21 protein-coding genes and 1 tRNA gene are annotated in these 15,083 nt (G+C 37.0%); 12 read left to right on the forward strand and 10 right to left on the reverse strand.

Features of this window, described 5'->3' with window-relative positions; genetic code table 11:
- The coding region (locus H5975_RS04945) for a YfhO family protein (protein ID WP_204785131.1) at nt 1-1,315 on the reverse strand (1,315 nt) is incomplete at its 3' end.
- Nucleotides 1,316-1,555: 240 nt separating this feature from the next.
- Between H5975_RS04945 and H5975_RS04950 the strand changes: the two genes are divergently transcribed.
- From H5975_RS04950 to H5975_RS04980, 7 genes are all read left to right on the forward strand, one after another.
- Nucleotides 1,556-3,607, forward strand: coding sequence for a peptidoglycan D,D-transpeptidase FtsI family protein (locus tag H5975_RS04950; protein ID WP_204785132.1), 2,052 nt, complete (start codon nt 1,556-1,558; stop codon nt 3,605-3,607).
- Nucleotides 3,608-3,749: 142 nt separating this feature from the next.
- Nucleotides 3,750-3,899 carry a 50S ribosomal protein L33 gene (gene rpmG, locus H5975_RS04955; protein ID WP_178661047.1) on the forward strand — a complete coding sequence of 50 codons (150 nt, stop codon included), beginning with the start codon at nt 3,750-3,752 and terminating at the stop codon, nt 3,897-3,899.
- Nucleotides 3,900-3,983: 84 nt separating this feature from the next.
- Nucleotides 3,984-4,544: a 5-formyltetrahydrofolate cyclo-ligase gene (locus H5975_RS04960; protein ID WP_204785133.1), complete on the forward strand. Its 561-nt coding sequence runs from the start codon at nt 3,984-3,986 to the stop codon at nt 4,542-4,544.
- Between the two features lie 9 nt (nt 4,545-4,553).
- Nucleotides 4,554-5,213, forward strand: a complete 660-nt coding sequence (locus H5975_RS04965; protein WP_204785134.1) for a rhomboid family intramembrane serine protease — start codon at nt 4,554-4,556, stop codon at nt 5,211-5,213.
- Nucleotides 5,214-5,236: 23 nt separating this feature from the next.
- Nucleotides 5,237-5,467 (forward strand): YqgQ family protein, encoded by a 231-nt coding sequence (locus tag H5975_RS04970; RefSeq protein ID WP_178661092.1) that lies wholly within the window; start codon nt 5,237-5,239, stop codon nt 5,465-5,467.
- On the forward strand, nt 5,460-6,425 hold the full coding sequence (locus H5975_RS04975; protein WP_204785135.1) for an ROK family glucokinase: 966 nt from the start codon (nt 5,460-5,462) through the stop codon (nt 6,423-6,425). Before H5975_RS04970 ends, H5975_RS04975 begins: the two co-directional genes overlap by 8 nt.
- A gap of 25 nt (nt 6,426-6,450) precedes the next feature.
- Nucleotides 6,451-6,876: a rhodanese-like domain-containing protein gene (locus tag H5975_RS04980; RefSeq protein WP_428832683.1), complete on the forward strand. Its 426-nt coding sequence runs from the start codon at nt 6,451-6,453 to the stop codon at nt 6,874-6,876.
- A 48-nt stretch (nt 6,877-6,924) separates the two neighbouring features.
- On the opposite strand, the gene H5975_RS04985 is transcribed toward H5975_RS04980, so the two are convergent.
- Entirely contained in the window at nt 6,925-7,101 is a 177-nt protein-coding gene (locus tag H5975_RS04985) for a DUF3042 family protein (RefSeq protein ID WP_178661055.1), read from the reverse strand.
- A gap of 86 nt (nt 7,102-7,187) precedes the next feature.
- Between H5975_RS04985 and miaA the strand changes: the two genes are divergently transcribed.
- Nucleotides 7,188-8,111 (forward strand): tRNA (adenosine(37)-N6)-dimethylallyltransferase MiaA, encoded by a 924-nt coding sequence (miaA, locus tag H5975_RS04990; protein WP_204785136.1) that lies wholly within the window; start codon nt 7,188-7,190, stop codon nt 8,109-8,111.
- 57 nt (nt 8,112-8,168) lie between these two features.
- On the opposite strand, the gene H5975_RS08980 is transcribed toward miaA, so the two are convergent.
- The gene (locus H5975_RS08980; protein WP_275086864.1) at nt 8,169-8,294 is read right to left on the reverse strand and encodes a hypothetical protein; all 126 of its coding nucleotides are present in this window, start codon (nt 8,292-8,294) and stop codon (nt 8,169-8,171) included.
- 224 nt (nt 8,295-8,518) lie between these two features.
- Here H5975_RS08980 and H5975_RS04995 point away from each other — a divergent pair, with 224 nt between their 5' ends.
- From H5975_RS04995 to H5975_RS05005, 3 genes are read left to right on the forward strand one after another with little or no spacing between them, the layout of a single operon-like run.
- Nucleotides 8,519-9,406, forward strand: a complete 888-nt coding sequence (locus tag H5975_RS04995; RefSeq protein ID WP_204785137.1) for an exonuclease SbcC — start codon at nt 8,519-8,521, stop codon at nt 9,404-9,406.
- On the forward strand, nt 9,399-10,331 hold the full coding sequence (locus H5975_RS05000) for a hypothetical protein (RefSeq protein WP_239459607.1): 933 nt from the start codon (nt 9,399-9,401) through the stop codon (nt 10,329-10,331). Before H5975_RS04995 ends, H5975_RS05000 begins: the two co-directional genes overlap by 8 nt.
- A 9-nt stretch (nt 10,332-10,340) precedes the next feature.
- On the forward strand, nt 10,341-10,862 hold the full coding sequence (locus tag H5975_RS05005) for a dUTPase (RefSeq protein WP_204785138.1): 522 nt from the start codon (nt 10,341-10,343) through the stop codon (nt 10,860-10,862).
- A 72-nt stretch (nt 10,863-10,934) separates the two neighbouring features.
- On the opposite strand, the gene H5975_RS08985 is transcribed toward H5975_RS05005, so the two are convergent.
- The gene (locus H5975_RS08985; protein ID WP_275086863.1) at nt 10,935-11,069 is read right to left on the reverse strand and encodes a hypothetical protein; all 135 of its coding nucleotides are present in this window, start codon (nt 11,067-11,069) and stop codon (nt 10,935-10,937) included.
- 172 nt (nt 11,070-11,241) lie between these two features.
- Between H5975_RS08985 and H5975_RS05010 the strand changes: the two genes are divergently transcribed.
- A tRNA-Arg gene (locus H5975_RS05010) sits at nt 11,242-11,315 on the forward strand.
- A 59-nt stretch (nt 11,316-11,374) separates the two neighbouring features.
- Here H5975_RS05010 and H5975_RS08750 read toward each other — a convergent pair.
- The 6 genes from H5975_RS08750 to H5975_RS05035 form a co-directional block, all read right to left on the reverse strand.
- Entirely contained in the window at nt 11,375-11,932 is a 558-nt protein-coding gene (locus tag H5975_RS08750; protein ID WP_239459606.1) for a site-specific integrase, read from the reverse strand.
- A 377-nt stretch (nt 11,933-12,309) separates the two neighbouring features.
- Nucleotides 12,310-12,516, reverse strand: coding sequence for an Arm DNA-binding domain-containing protein (locus H5975_RS08755; RefSeq protein WP_239473148.1), 207 nt, complete (start codon nt 12,514-12,516; stop codon nt 12,310-12,312).
- Between the two features lie 168 nt (nt 12,517-12,684).
- Nucleotides 12,685-13,149 carry a hypothetical protein gene (locus H5975_RS05020; RefSeq protein WP_204785145.1) on the reverse strand — a complete coding sequence of 155 codons (465 nt, stop codon included), beginning with the start codon at nt 13,147-13,149 and terminating at the stop codon, nt 12,685-12,687.
- A gap of 43 nt (nt 13,150-13,192) precedes the next feature.
- Complete coding sequence (locus tag H5975_RS05025; protein WP_204785139.1) at nt 13,193-13,630, reverse strand: hypothetical protein; 438 nt, start codon at nt 13,628-13,630, stop codon at nt 13,193-13,195.
- Between the two features lie 163 nt (nt 13,631-13,793).
- Nucleotides 13,794-14,429, reverse strand: coding sequence for a hypothetical protein (locus H5975_RS05030; protein WP_204785140.1), 636 nt, complete (start codon nt 14,427-14,429; stop codon nt 13,794-13,796).
- Nucleotides 14,430-14,513: 84 nt separating this feature from the next.
- Nucleotides 14,514-14,918, reverse strand: a complete 405-nt coding sequence (locus tag H5975_RS05035) for a hypothetical protein (RefSeq protein ID WP_239473149.1) — start codon at nt 14,916-14,918, stop codon at nt 14,514-14,516.
- Nucleotides 14,919-15,083: the final 165 nt, after the last annotated feature.

Here is a 15,083-nt window from a genome sequence, read left to right on the forward strand (position 1 = left end):
GTGTGTCAATGAGACGTGGTAATTGATAACGGTGAAGTGATAACAAGATGATGGTGATTAAAGCAAAGCCAAGTCCAATCATAACTTGTGAATTGTCGATATATGAGATATGGGATTGGTTTAAGAACAAGTAAGTAAAACAACCACCAATTATTACAATAAGAATACCGATTGCCCATCGATCAATTGTCAATTCTGGCTGAAGGGTGATAGCTGCCAAATAAATTAACCAGAAGCTGAAAACAAAAGAGAAACGGGATGGGTACCAAACTGGGAATTGGCCCAAATGCCATAGCAAATCGAGTGGTTGAATGAAAAAGGAGCACACGATAAAAACTGTGATTGCAGCTGCGACAATCTTGGCGGGCCAGCGATCTTTGGCGTATCTGAAATAAAGCAGGGCACCAATTACCATTACCATACCGACATATATGTTCGGCTGACCAGAAGGCATTTGCCCAAAATTAAAGGATCCTGGTACAAATTTAGCGATAATTTTAAGGGGGTTATATTCAGCCACCCACTTAATCTTTTGTTCTGTATAAGTCCCTTTACTTTGTGTCAGAGCAAAAATGGTGGGAAACAGGATAAATGCACTAAGTAAAGCAGAAGTAATCGAATAAGTAATGAACCGATAGTATTTTTGTAACCATTGAGTGTTGTTGCGGGCAATGGTCCAACAGAAAAACAGTGCTGTGAAAATGGCTAACATCCATGCCATATAATAATTATCAATGATAGCAAAAGTCAGCCAACCAACGTATCGCCAGGGTGAACCGCCATTAGTAAGTTGAATTAATCCGTCAATGACTAGCGGCAGAATGAACAGGACATCTAGCCATAGAATGTTAAGCTGATTAGCAACCATCCAACCCATCAATGCGTATGCAGTAGAAAACGCCCAAACTCGTGGGGGCGTTTGCAAATTTTGCCTTTGTAAAAGCCAGCAAAATGTCAGGCCAGCTAATCCGTATTTCACCAGAACTAAGATTAAAATACCGGTTGAAAGGTACTTACCAGGAAATGGTAGTAAGAGTAAATTTAACGGACTAAACAAGTAGTATGCGTTGGTACCCAGCATTTCACCACCAAGTCCCTTAGAAAAGGAATATAAAAGGCTACTAGGGTGGTGCAAAACGATGTTTCTAAAATAGGCAAAGAAATCAACATATTGTTGGCCCAGGTCAACAGTTAAAAGAGAACTTTGTCCAAATGGTGCCATTTGTCGATAGGCAAAATATCCACCCATGATGATTACTGGAATAAAAAAGGCGATTAGTAAGGTCGAATTGATATGAAAATGCTTTTTGAACAAAATGATCCCCTCATATAGTAAATTGTTAGTATTATATAACAATCTGAATGTATTATTTAACAGGTACTAGGAAGGTTTTAAATTTAATTAAATCAAATCGAAAAGTGATACTATTTATCAAAAAAGAGAGTATGATTATAAAGTCACGTTTTAGAGAAATAATGTAATTTAACTTGAATGAAAAATAATAATCTTTAAAATTAAAAGTGAGATTTTTCTGATAACTAAGGAGAATGCCAAGTGAATTTTTTCAATCGCTTTAAAGGAATTTTTAAATTTCGATCACGGGAGAAGGGACGGACTGCGCAGTCCGCAATCCCATTCCGTTTGAATTTCTTACTTTGGATTGTGGGATTACTTCTGTTGGCTTTAGCAGTGCGGCTATTTTATTTACAAGTTCTAAATGGTTCTGCTTATAAAGCTGAAGTTAAACGGTCTGATACCACGATTCAAACTAACAATGTCCAACGGGGGATGATCTATGACTCGACAGGAAAAGTAATGGTAGGTAACCAAGCTAAACAAGCGATTACTTATACTAAGGGTCAAAATGTCAGCAGCGATGACATGTATAAGATTGCTAACCGTTTAGGAAACTATTTGAACGTTTTAACAGCGCGTTTAACAACTCGGAATCAGCAGGATTATTATTTGGCGGAAAATAGTCATCTTAAAGCTGTTTTAAAACATGTTAAAAAGGACGGCTCAAGTGCTGATTATGATGATGCCATTGACTATTTAAACAAGCATCCGCATTACTTTAAGTTAAGCAAAGACCAAAAGAATAAGGCCATGATTTATGGAACGATGAGTGGCGCATATTCGTTGTCCACAACTTACATTAAAGCGGATAAGGTTTCTGCAAGAGAATTAGCCGAAGTCAGTGAACACTTAAGTGAAATGCCTGGAGTTAAGATTGGAACCGCCTGGTCGCGGAACTATCCTGCAGGGAAAGACATCAAGAGTCTAGTTGGAACTGTTTCAACTACTGGTTTGCCAAGTGACAATGTCAATACTTTGCTTTCACAAGGTTACTCACGAAACGATAATGTTGGTCAAAGTTACCTAGAAAAGCAATACCAAGCAACATTAGCCGGTTCAAAGTCACAAACAAGAGTCACAACTAGTGGTCATAATGTTACAAAATCAAAGGTTATTTATCCTGGACAAAAGGGCGACAACCTTGTTTTAACCATTAACTCAAAATTCCAAAAAGATGTCCAAAAGATTCTTTCACAGAATTTCCCAGCGGGAGGCAGTTCAACCGGGGTTTATGCCGTAGTTATGAATCCATATACTGGTGCTATCTATGCAATGGGTGGGATTGATCGTGATCCTTCCACTGGTAAAACCACCACGGATGAAATTGGAGCTATTAACCATCCAATTACCATGGGATCTGTTGTTAAGCCCGTTACAATTATGGGTGGTTTAATGGAAAAGGTTATTACTCCAGAAAATAATACGCTTACTGATACCCCAATTCGGGTTGCAGGAACTTCAGTAAAGAGTTCTTGGTTTAACAAAACCGGATCAGCTAGCATGGCATTAAGTGCCCCTGAAGCGTTGGAAGTTTCTTCTAACTCCTACATGATGCAGATTGCCATGAAGGAAGGTGGCATGAACTATCACAGCGGAGCACAGCTGACATTAAAGCCAAGTATCTTTAATAAGATGCGTTACTACTACAAGATGTTTGGACTAGGTCAACCTACTGGAATTGATTTACCTGGTGAAGTTGCGGGTTATCAAGGACCATCTAAGAAGAAAAATATTGGTTCTGCGTTAGACCTTTCTTATGGTAACTATGATGGGTACACCACTATTCAACTAGCTCAATATATGTCTACGATTGCCAATGGTGGTTATCGAATGAAACCATACATCGTTAAGCAAATTCGGGGAACGAAGGCTAATGGTGAGTTAGGAAACATTACTTACACGGCACAACCACAGGTTCAACAAGTAATTCCAGCTCCGAAGTCATACTTTGACTTGGTAAGAAAAGGGCTGTACTTGGTTACTCATGGAACGAACTCATATACGACTGCTAAGTCATTAAGTAGTGTTAAACCATCGATTTCAGCTAAGACTGGTACTGCCGAAACATTCTATAAGAAGCAAAGTACCGAAACATTAAGTTTTGCTGGTTATTCACCATCTGATAAACCACAAGTAGTTGTTGCGTTAGCGATTTCTAACGCGTCTGGTGGTGAAAATAATTTAACAATGGCGAAACAAATCTTCCAAGCATATTGGAAGGATGTCCAAAGTTCTAAGTCTGACCAATAAAGTGTCAAGGAAAAATCCTTAACAAACTTTGTGAAAAAACTGGTCAAATCGTTAAATTGATGATATAGTTGTACGAGTTAGGGTTACGTATCGATATAACGTATTCTCGTTAAATTTAAAATAAAGTTTGGAGGCTAAGACAATGCGTGTAAACATCACACTTGAATGTACTTCATGCCACGAACGGACTTACTTAACTAGCAAGAACCGTCGTAACAACCCCGATCGGCTTGAATTAAAGAAGTATTGCCCACGGGAACGGAAGGTTACATTACACCGCGAAACTAAGTAAAGTTTCTTAAGAAGAGCTAGGGCGATGAACCCATAGCTCTTTTTTAATTATGATTGCATTAACTAGTTGATTTAAGGAGGAACAATGTACAGTAAAAAAGAGATGCGTAAGGCGTACATTGCCCGTTTGCAGCAATTAGATTTGAATACACGCCTGAAAGAGGAACAGGCGCTAGCTTCTAGATTGTATGATCAACCAGAATGGTTTGGTGCCAAAGTGATTGGGATTACTTTAAGCCAGTCTTTTGAGATTAACACTGCCCCAATTATTTTGCATGCTCGTCATAAGGGGCAAACCGTCGTTGTACCGAGAACTTTGCCAGAGCGTAAAATGGAATTCGTCGTTTTAACTGAAAGCACAGAATTTAGTGAAACTCAATTTGGAGTACTTGAACCTGTGAAAGGTGAAGTCCTAGGGCCAGACGATATCGACTTAATGGTTGTTCCAGGAGTGGCTTTTACTCTGAGTGGTAACCGCCTAGGTTTTGGCGGTGGTTATTATGACCGTTATTTATCCAATTACGATGGTCCTAAGTTTGCAATGGCTTTGAATACCCAAATTGCCGAGGAAAATGAGTGGCCGACTGATACCTTTGATATTCCTATGGATAAAGTTATTAACCTTCAGGATGCTATCAACAAATAGGTGATGCTAATGATGAAGACTATTCGAAAAATTCCGGTTACTTCGTTAATGATTACCATTTGTATATTAGTTTATCTATGGATGACTTTCCAAGGCGGATCAACCAATACCACTGTGCTGATTCACTCAGGTGCTAAATACACACCTTTAATTTTGCAAGGGCAGTGGTGGCGGTTATTAACAGCAGGATTTATCCATATTGGATTTCAACATTTGATTATTAATATGGTGACACTATACTTTATTGGTATGTATGTTGAAGAAATCTATGGTCATTGGCAGATGCTGATTATTTATTTGACAAGCATTCTTACCGGAAATTTGGTAAGTATGTTATTTCAACCATTGCAAAATATTAGTGCCGGGGCAAGTACAGGTTTATTTGGATTATTCGGTGCATTTATTATGTTGGGAATTGTTAATCGAAATAATCCACTAATTCGTCAAATGGCAAAGCAATTTTTAATCTTAGTAGTTTTTAATATTGGTGCTGATTTAATTATGCCAGGTGTTGATTTAGCGGGACATCTTGGTGGTTTGATTGGCGGATTCTTATGCTCTGGAATGTGCGGTTCAACAAAAATTAGTAGAATAAGCTTGCTAAAGCGTTTTCTTAGTGGCACTATATTAATTGTATTAATTGTCATTATGTTTTGGAGGGCGTTGTAATGGGAATGAAACCGATTGTACACCTGAGGACATTATATGATGTTCAACAACTTCTTAAACGTTTTGACGTCTTTGTTTATGTCGGCAAACGAATGTGGGATATTGAATTAATGGCATTGGAAATTGATAATTTGTATCAAGCTAAGGTTATTGATCGTGACTTGTTTTTACAAGCAAAATTAATCCTCAATCGTGAGCACCGATATGAAGAAAAAATGGCAAAAGAAAGGAAGAAAGCTAAGAACAATGGGTAAAAAATTAATTGGGGTTGACCTTGGAGGGACGACCATTAAATTTGCGATTTTAACTGCAGAAGGTGAAATTCAACAAAAGTGGTCCATTCGTACTAACATTCTTGATGAAGGATCACATATCGTTCCAGATATTATCGATTCAATTAATCATCACATTGATCTTTATAAGATGAGTCGTGACCAGTTTATCGGTATTGGCATGGGAACCCCAGGAACTGTTAATCGTGAAAAGGGGACCGTTATTGGAGCCTATAATTTAAACTGGAAAACTTTACAACCAGTGAAGGAACAAATTGAAAAGGGTACTGGGCTCAAATTTGCAATTGATAATGATGCCAACTGTGCCGGTCTTGGTGAACGTTGGAAGGGTGCTGGTAATGATGGTGACGATGTTGCCTTTATTACTTTAGGCACTGGTGTTGGTGGAGGATTAATTGCCAATCGCCACTTGATCCACGGTGTGAATGGTGCCGGTGGTGAAGTTGGTCACATGATTGTCCAACCAGATGGGTACCAATGTACCTGTGGTAATCACGGTTGTTTAGAACAATATGCATCAGCAACTGGTGTTGTTCACCTAGCACAAGATTTGGCAGAAGAATATGAAGGCGATTCTAAGCTCAAGGCCATGATTGATAATGGTGATGAAATCACCTCTAAGATTGTGTTTGATTTGGCAAAAGAACACGATTATTTAGCCAACCGGGTTGTTGATAAAGTTACATACTATCTTGGATTAGCTTCAGCTAACATTAGTAACACATTAAACCCTGAATACATGGTAATTGGTGGTGGTGTTTCTGCTGCCGGCGACTTTTTACTAGAGCGGGTTCAAAAGAATTTTGAAAAATTTGCCTTCCCAACTGTAAGAAATTCAACTAAACTAAAATTAGCTGAATTGGGAAATGATGCAGGAGTTATCGGTGCTGCATCATTAGCAACCCAATTTGAAGAATAATTTTTTGAAGTGGAAAGTAGGGAAAATTTTGTTATTTGCAGCAATTAGTAAGAGTGCAATAATTTTAGATGTTATTTTTATCGTAATCATTATTGCATGGTTAGGAAGTTATTTTTATGGTAAATGGCGGCGGAACCGCTATGCTACAGTTTTAGACGAAGAAGACTTTCAAAAAGGCATTCATAAGGCACAAGTACTTGACTTGCGTCCCAAGGAACAGTTTAACCGTGGCCACATTTTAGGTGCACGGTCGATGCCATTGGCTTTCTTGAGACAACAAATGGATGAATTACGTCCTGACTTGCCAGTTTACCTTTATGATGAAGGAATGGCATTAAGTACTCAAGGGGCTGCTTACTTAGGTAAACGTGGCTTTAAGAAAATTTTCATTTTAAAAGATGGCTATTCAAAGTGGTCAGGAAAGACCAAGAAGTCTAAATATAATGATTAATAAAAAGGGCCTGCATATTACGCAGACCCTTTTTATTAAAAATCATGACTACATTTGGTGAGCGGAACGTCCCTTACGGTTAGCTGCTCGACGATTGTTGTCAAATTTTTCTTCAGTTTCTTCAATTGGTGCAATCACAGTTTTGTGAAATGTGATAATGCCACTGGCAACAGCACCTAAAGTAGCTAAAGTACCTAAAGCAAACCCTTTTGTAAATTGTTTCATTACTGGAAGCTCCTTTCGATTTTATGCTTCCATTATGCAAGATTTTTTGCTATATTTCCAGTGATCTATGATAAAGGAGATTTTTTATGACTAAGGTGATTGGAATTGTAGGGCCGACTGCGGTTGGAAAAACTGCTTTATCAATCCAGTTAGCTCAACGGTTAAACGGAGAAATTATTTCTGGCGATTCTATGCAGGTTTACCGCAATCTTAACATCGGAACCGCAAAAATAATGCCTGACGAGATGCAGGGAGTAAAACATCATTTGATTAATATTCGTGATATTAGTGAACGCTTTTCCGTTGCAGATTTTCAATCATTGGCTAATAACGAAATTGATGCCATTCAAAAAAGAAATGAATTGCCGATTATTGTTGGTGGGACAGGTTTTTATGTCCAGGCACTTACCGAAAATTTAAGTTTAGGGGCAGATCATTATGACGAAAAGTCCTACCAAATTCGTCAGAAGTGGCACCAAATTGCTGTAGAAAAGGGTAATCAGTATGTGTGGGACAGTTTGAATAAACTCGACCATAAAGCTGCACAGAAAATTCCTGTTCAAAATGTACGAAGGGCAATTCGTGCATTAGAGGTCATTGAAAAAACAGGGCACCTTTTTTCTGAACAACCTGATCAGCAGGCACTCAACGATTTTTATTTGATAGGTTTAAATACGGATCGTAAGGTGTTATACCAGCGAATCAATCAACGGGTTGATCAAATGGTACAAATGGGACTGATTGAAGAGGCTCGTTGGTTATATGAACATGGAGGTTTAAATTATCAGTCTGGGAAAGGAATTGGCTATCGGGAATTATTCCCATATTTTCAAGGGCAGACTGATTTGCAGAGTGCCATTGATAAAATCAAATTAGATTCACGGCACTATGCTAAACGCCAATTAACTTGGTTTCGGAATAAAATGGAAGTTCATTGGTACGATTTGGTGAGTGGACAGGACTCAATTGATGATATCGAATTGGCAGTCAAAGAGTGGTTAAACAAATAAAAAGAGGTTGAACTTTTGTCCAACCTCTTTTTTAAGTTTAATGTGTTAGTTTTCAAATTAATCATTAAGCTTTGCGGCGTCAGCGTCGATCTTTGCAAAACCTGAGCCATCAGGCTTCTTGGTACCACGTTTTTCCATAGCCTTACGAGCCATTTCCTTACGTTCTTGTTTACTTAAAGTCATCAACATTCGCCTCTTTCCGATTGCTCACAGTTGATTACTTCACAGATGTGTAATAATCAACTGTCTTTATTATAGGTTGATATTTGATGAAATGCAAATTTCCGTTATAAAATCTTAAGAAATATTACAAGCTTCCGTAAAGACTTTCATTTGGAATTAAGAGTGAGTAAAATTAATAATATATTAGTGTGCATTTGTACACAACAGTTAAGGAGACGTCATCAATGGCAAACGAAAATTTTGATAGTAGGAAACCAGATGTAGGGACTTTGATTAGTCAAGCGGTTTCTAAAAAAATTGAATATTTATCTGCATTAAAGCAGGCGGTCGCAGACCATCAAGATGCTAAAGTTTATGAATTACTTGATAATCAACGTTACGCTGCAGAGATTGAACATCGAGAACAGCAAAAAAACGATGCCGGGATCATGAACCTAGTGGATGATCTAGCAGATCAATTGAGTAATTATTTGAGCAAAAACTTAATTGATTACTTGGGAAAAGCTTACCCATTTTTCTACTATGAAGAATACCAAACAGGCCACTACCGGATTTATTTTGGTAATTGGTGGGATCGTCGGCAATTTGGTGAATTAGATGTCTTAAATGTTCGTTTTGTTTTTAATCAAGACGAATACAAAAAGCTATCAGAATCATTTAAGTTAAGCGAGGAAGGCAAAAAGTATAACAGCGCACGTATTGAACAATTATCGCAAGACAATGACCATTTGCAAGGACTAATTGATTCAAGCACAGAACGTGAACAAGAACGTGCCCGTTTACAAAATGAATTGAAAGATGCAACTTCTCGTTCGGGACTTTTTGAATCCAGCAAGAATAAAGAGGCTCGCCAAGACATTGTAGACCAAATTAGCAAGTTGGAAGACGAAGCTGAAGAAGCACGTGGTGCGAAGGCCAAAATCAAGGAAAATAATCAAGAAGTTTTGGAATTGTCTAAAGAGAATACGATTTTAAGCTACGAACAAAAGAGTATATTAGATGTTTTTGGCAGTTTTGAAGACTTTGAATTAGCTAACCGAAACTTGTATGCCAACTACCTGAAACACTTGAGTGGCCATGATGATGGAAAGCAGGTGGCAGACAATGAGTAATGAACAGATGGTATCTACTGCTACTGAAAAAGTCCAGGCATTGAGTGATTCATTAACCGATGGATTGCGGATTGGTGAGCAATATGTTGGGTTGTTAAATGACCTTTGTCAAAAGACTGATCCTCAAGATTTATTATCAGCGGTAATGAAGCTGAATAAAATTAACCTTTCATCACCATTTGTGAAGTTTCCACAACACTATGAGCCAGCAGACTATTACTTACTGTTTATGGGACGACTACTTGAACTGGGAAATATTCAAGGAATGACCATTGAAGAAGATAATGTTAGTCATCGGCTGTCAATGGCTTGCCAACATCTGAGTGAAGAGACAAAGTTCAAGTTTGAACTAGATCGTAACAATGGTGGAGCCTTCTTTACAGAACAAGAAAAACACGAACCGCTATTCTACATTAACCTTGAAAAGAAAGTGCTACGCTTTAGTAATCGCGCTTTAGTTAATTTCTTTGTGATTCGTGAAGCTGAACGGTATAGTGACTTAGATATTCAAGCAACCTTGAAGATCTTGATGGACTTTACGGAAATTTTGGCGAGCGAATTAGACTTTGTTAATGATTTAGGTATCCTAAATCCAAGTAATGATGTTGAGTTCCCATTGCAAGCTCCTGAATTGAATAAGCAAATTATTGACAAACTCTTTGTCAAAACTACTGATACTGACTTTATGTTATTAAGTATGCCAAAGAATAATGGTGCTTTACTCAACTTAGATCGACAAATTCGTTTAACATTATTCTATGATCCAGATGATTATAGTCAGCAATGGAAATTTAAAGTTGTGGATCCAGACCAGCAATATTCTTTCTTTGATGTGTTATTACATTATTCCATTATTAGAGAATGGTACTTGAATAATCGGGAAGCATTAGCGGTCCGGTCTGATCCGTTGATCTTTGCTGATTAGGAGGAAAAATTGCTAAATATTACTCAATTATTGCAGGATTCCATTTATTTTGATAATAAGATCATTGATCAACGAGATTTGTTAATGGGGCCGAACGCGCACTTACAAGAAATTGTAGTTAATTGTGACCGCTCGTTGGCCGCCTGTTATGAACCGAAGATTGATTATCGAATGCAAAAGAATGGTGTTCAAAAATTAGAACATGAGGAATTATTACGAAGATTCGTAATTACGCTTCACTGGTTCCTGTTGTTTAGCGCTCGTAAACAGTGGACACATTTGGTAGTGATGAGCGAGCAAGATTATCAACGTCTTTTGAAGAGCCAACGAGCTTCACAATTAGCGAAGGCAGACCAGCAATATTTAACTATTAAATATTTTCTGATGGCTAGTTACTATACTCATCGACAAGCTGATTTCCGTCACGCATGGCATTTGTTATTAAAGTATGGTTTGGTTGATTTAGAATTAACACCGACAGAAATTATGCAAAAACATGAGGAATTAATTAAAACTAATTTATCCAAATAGAAAAATGGCGTCGCGGTATGAAAATACCGTAACGCCATTTTCCTGTTGATAAGATAAAAGAAAAAGATTCGGCTATGCTTTATGTGTGTCAACACTAGCAGCGTGTTTACCACGGGGGTGTTCAGCCGTTGTTGAACTGTTGGAAAACATAGTCTGACCAATAGCTGATAATGATATGATTAACACAATTATAAATAATGGCAACATAACGATCACCCTCCACAAAACATTGTCTACTTTCTATTATTATTAGAATTTGATAAATTGCAATTAATTTCTACTAAGATTACTATCAACTTTACCCTTTCTTAATTAATGTTTGGGATAACAAGTTTTAATTGACAAATCCTTAAAATATCAGTATATTGATAGATGGCTTGGGAGGATAGCTCAACTGGATAGAGCATCGGTCTTCTAAACCGAAGGTTGTGGGTTCGATTCCCACTCTTCTCATTAAACTGAGTGCAGAGAGCCTACTATTAAAGGCTTTCTGCATTTTTATTATGCCTGAGTTATGCCAAGCGATTATTTTTTGATGGTTTTCCCTCAGATTCATTCTTTGATTTTGGATTAAGTTCATTTAATGAATCTTCAATCATCTCATTGGATCTTTCTTTAAACTCGTCAATTAAATAAGCATATTTATCGGCAGTTATAGTCGTATTTGAATGACCAAGTCGCTTACTAATTATATAAAGAGGCACGTCGTTAGCCAGCAAATAAGCTACATGTGAATGTCGTAATGAATGGAAGTGGTAATCTTGCTTAACAATTCCACATTGTGACATAGCATTACGTAACGTCTTGTTTACTGCATTTGAAGTTGGCAATTGACCATAAGCATTTCTGAAAACGAGACCTTGTTTGTTGACTTTTAATTCTACTATTAGATTTAACAAATCATCATTTACACGAATAGTTTTTATGGAAGATTTGGTTTTGGTTTTTTTAAAGCCACCACCGTCAAGATAGTTCCATGACTTGTTAATAGAAATGGTTTTAAAATTAATATCATTCCATGTAAGCGCCATAATTTCGCCCAGACGCATTCCAGTGTAAATTGCAGTCAATACACATATAGCGACTCGTATAACGTGCCTGACGTCCATTTTTAAGGTATTGTATTAATTTTACAATCTCTGCAACGTTTAGATATTCCACATGCAGTGTTTTATCATCATTTTCTCCTAGCTTAATACCGGCTGTAAAATCCTTATTAATTAATCCATCAATGATAGCATTTTTAACACATTGGCGAATAACACCGTTGAATTTTCTGACTGTAGAAGGTGCATGGTCTTTGCCAAACTTATTAAAAAAACTTGGTATTGATAACGGTTAACATTTGATAATCTTTTGTTCTTGAAATAATTACCAATAAATTTACCGTCATTCTGATAACGTTTTTCAGTTGCTAAGGATACTGAGCCTTTTTATAAGTTTCAAATCAATTGTCAAAATATTCTTTAAACGTTGGGTCGTTGTCTGTGATACTGCCATCATATTTCTGAACATCTAATTTTGCAGCGTACTGTTTGGCAGCTTGTTTAGTTGGGAAAGAACCTTTTGACTTAGTGTGACGTTTGCCATTGCCATCATACCAAGAGGCGATAGCTATCCAATTATCACTGTTATATTTGCGTACATAGGCCATAATAATCCCTCTTTTCAAACATGTGTTCTATTTTATGCATTTTTAAACTGGTCGAAATCGACCAGTTTTGTCTTATGACATGAATTTTTTAAAATAAGAAATCAAAAAGTATAGCAGAGCATTATGATTTAAAAGTTTCATGTCAAATCAAGTTGTAATATCCTCATACTAGTGGGCATTTTCTTCAACCCATTCATCAGCAGCTCGTCCTTTGTCAGTTTCTGATCCATCAGGGTTTAGGTAGCCGTTTCGCTTAGCCCAATCAATTTGGCCTTGTACCCACGCATCGGGTGTACCGTCTGGGTTTGAGCCTGCAGCATGATCTTGGCCAGGTAACAGTGGGTTACCATTGGGGTCATAACCGCGTTGTCGATTAATTTCTCCTTGAGTTAGCGGTCGTCCATTGGAACTATTAGATTGCTGAGTTTGTTGAGCATTTTGATTACTATTAGTGTTTGAAGAAGTAGAGCTGCTTGAGCTTTGCTTCTTTTTGTTTTGTTTCTTGTGATGCTTTTTGACAACCTTACTAGACGAGTGACTTGATGCAGACGACTTGTGTGATGAAGAACTGCCGCAAGCAGCTAATGACATACACGTAAGTGCAGTAATGCACAGTAAACTGAATTTTTTCATGTTATCCTCCCATGACTTAATACAATGATTCAAGCAAACGAAACTACATATCGCCATCTTCTAAAGTTGCAAAATTACACTTCTCTGTTTTGTGATCTGAAGTGTGGCTGTATAAGGTGTACCAACCTTTGCCTTTATAATCCATTTTTGCAAACTTTCCAGTCCAATCATCTTTTATAACAATTGAATACTTCGTATTATTTTTCTTTTGAATTTTTTGAACTTGTTTATAAAGATGATGTAAGAATGAACGCCGACCACCATTCTTTACAGGTGCTTCGATATAATCAGCAGCAACTTTTAAGGTAATGGTTTTACCCTTGACTGTTGCAGAATCAAAATCAGCTTCTTTGTCATTCTTTGCAAAATCATTTAATGATTGTTCTAGTTGATTAGAGGTCTGTGAACTTTCATTAGCTAAGCCAGTTGTAGGAACTAAAAGCAAGGCAATGAAAGCAAGTAATAGTAATAATTTTTTCATTTTATCTCCTGTGTTTAATGTAATTGATTGCTTGATGCCCAGCATAATAAATAGTAATAGCACCAATTATTACTAAAATATAAGGCAAAAAAGTTGTAAACGCTGCTACGATTAATGTAAGTACACATACCCAAAATACCAATTTAAACATTTTTACCACCTGCTATCTTAATGCTTTTCTATAACCAGCAGCCTGTGCTTCTGATTCTGAATTAAAGTAAACAGCATTTGCTGAATTCATTCGATACCCATGTTGGTCAGGGGTGTGGTAAATCAATGTTTTAGAATTACCAACAATCAAACCTTTCGAATCAGTTGTCATGTCGCCTTGATTATTTACTGAATTCCCGTTTCTATTAGTGTCTACATCTGATTCTGAATTATTTGAGTCGTTATTATCTGAATAACTATCTGAATCATTATCATCGCTATTGTCGTCGTAATCACTATTTGAACTTTCATCAGTTACATCATCAGATGAACTAGAATTTTCTCGTGAATCATCGCTAGAAGCCTTTGAAGAAGAACTAGCTGAATTAGATAAACTTGAAGTATGGCTGTTACTGGATATACCGATAATACCTCCACAGATAATTGTAACTATAAGCGCGGGCAATACCCGTCTCTTAAGCAATCTTTTGCGGTTATTAGGTTGCTTATATGCAAAATAACCGAAATATACAGCCGTAATAATTGAACCGATAATTCCCAAAATAACAAGAATCTTAAATAGCCAAATGATAATGGCAACAATAATCAGGCTACCGATGACTGTTGGCAAACAACCTTTATTATTCATAAAAACTCCTAATAACTAAACTATCCTTTAATGTCAATCGCGTTGAGAAAGATTTTAATGTTCTGAGATAATTTTTTTGAGTAGTTAGTTATTATCATCCATCACATCATACATGGAGCTTCCATCATAAGAAGCGTATAAAACCTTATCAGGATTTTCAGGATTAACAATTGCTACTGGTGTTTTTATGTGTAATTTGTCATGAATTGTCTCGGATAAGTCATCAATAGAATCTGTTAGGTCCTTCCAATCGGATTTTGAGGCTTCTCCGTTCATAACAGCAAGAACTGCTTCCTCAAAGTCTTCATCAGTTGGTTTAATTGCTATAACATCGTTCTCTTTGTCATAGTAAACCTTTGCTTTATCATCGTAATTATCCTGCATAATTGAAACAGCTTTGTTAATCCTTGATCGTTTTGAAGCCTGAGCAACAATAACGTTATTTTGACTTAGAAGATTGCAATTCTCTACAACCGTAGTTGCAGCCATAGACACTCTAGCAACACCAACAGCCAAAATAGTTCGCAAACCTTTATCCATAATAAAATGGTGGATTATAGAATGAAGTTAGCCACCCAGTTGGTGGTAAATAAAAAAACGCCATTCGGCGTGACATCAGGTATCATATTAAGTGAACCAAACCTATATGAAAGG

It is taken from the genome of Limosilactobacillus coleohominis (assembly GCF_016901675.1).
Lineage (GTDB): Bacteria > Bacillota > Bacilli > Lactobacillales > Lactobacillaceae > Limosilactobacillus > Limosilactobacillus intestinavium.

Bases quoted from the DNA above. Each gene is read 5' to 3' on its own strand.
- miaA (WP_204785136.1), top strand. From the start codon at position 7,188: ATGACTAAGGTGATTGGAATTGTAGGGCCGACTGCGGTTGGAAAAACT.
- H5975_RS04965 (WP_204785134.1), top strand. From the start codon at position 4,554: ATGATGAAGACTATTCGAAAAATTCCGGTTACTTCGTTAATGATTACC.
- H5975_RS08755 (WP_239473148.1), bottom strand. From the start codon at position 12,516: ATGGCCTATGTACGCAAATATAACAGTGATAATTGGATAGCTATCGCC.
- H5975_RS08985 (WP_275086863.1), bottom strand. From the start codon at position 11,069: ATGTTGCCATTATTTATAATTGTGTTAATCATATCATTATCAGCTATT.
- H5975_RS08980 (WP_275086864.1), bottom strand. From the start codon at position 8,294: ATGACTTTAAGTAAACAAGAACGTAAGGAAATGGCTCGTAAGGCTATG.
- H5975_RS05030 (WP_204785140.1), bottom strand. From the start codon at position 14,429: ATGAATAATAAAGGTTGTTTGCCAACAGTCATCGGTAGCCTGATTATT.
- H5975_RS05025 (WP_204785139.1), bottom strand. From the start codon at position 13,630: ATGAAAAAATTATTACTATTACTTGCTTTCATTGCCTTGCTTTTAGTT.
- H5975_RS04995 (WP_204785137.1), top strand. From the start codon at position 8,519: ATGGCAAACGAAAATTTTGATAGTAGGAAACCAGATGTAGGGACTTTG.
- H5975_RS04985 (WP_178661055.1), bottom strand. From the start codon at position 7,101: ATGAAACAATTTACAAAAGGGTTTGCTTTAGGTACTTTAGCTACTTTA.
- H5975_RS04975 (WP_204785135.1), top strand. From the start codon at position 5,460: ATGGGTAAAAAATTAATTGGGGTTGACCTTGGAGGGACGACCATTAAA.
- H5975_RS04960 (WP_204785133.1), top strand. From the start codon at position 3,984: ATGTACAGTAAAAAAGAGATGCGTAAGGCGTACATTGCCCGTTTGCAG.
- H5975_RS05035 (WP_239473149.1), bottom strand. From the start codon at position 14,918: ATGGCTGCAACTACGGTTGTAGAGAATTGCAATCTTCTAAGTCAAAAT.
- H5975_RS05000 (WP_239459607.1), top strand. From the start codon at position 9,399: ATGAGTAATGAACAGATGGTATCTACTGCTACTGAAAAAGTCCAGGCA.
- H5975_RS05020 (WP_204785145.1), bottom strand. From the start codon at position 13,149: ATGAAAAAATTCAGTTTACTGTGCATTACTGCACTTACGTGTATGTCA.
- rpmG (WP_178661047.1), top strand. From the start codon at position 3,750: ATGCGTGTAAACATCACACTTGAATGTACTTCATGCCACGAACGGACT.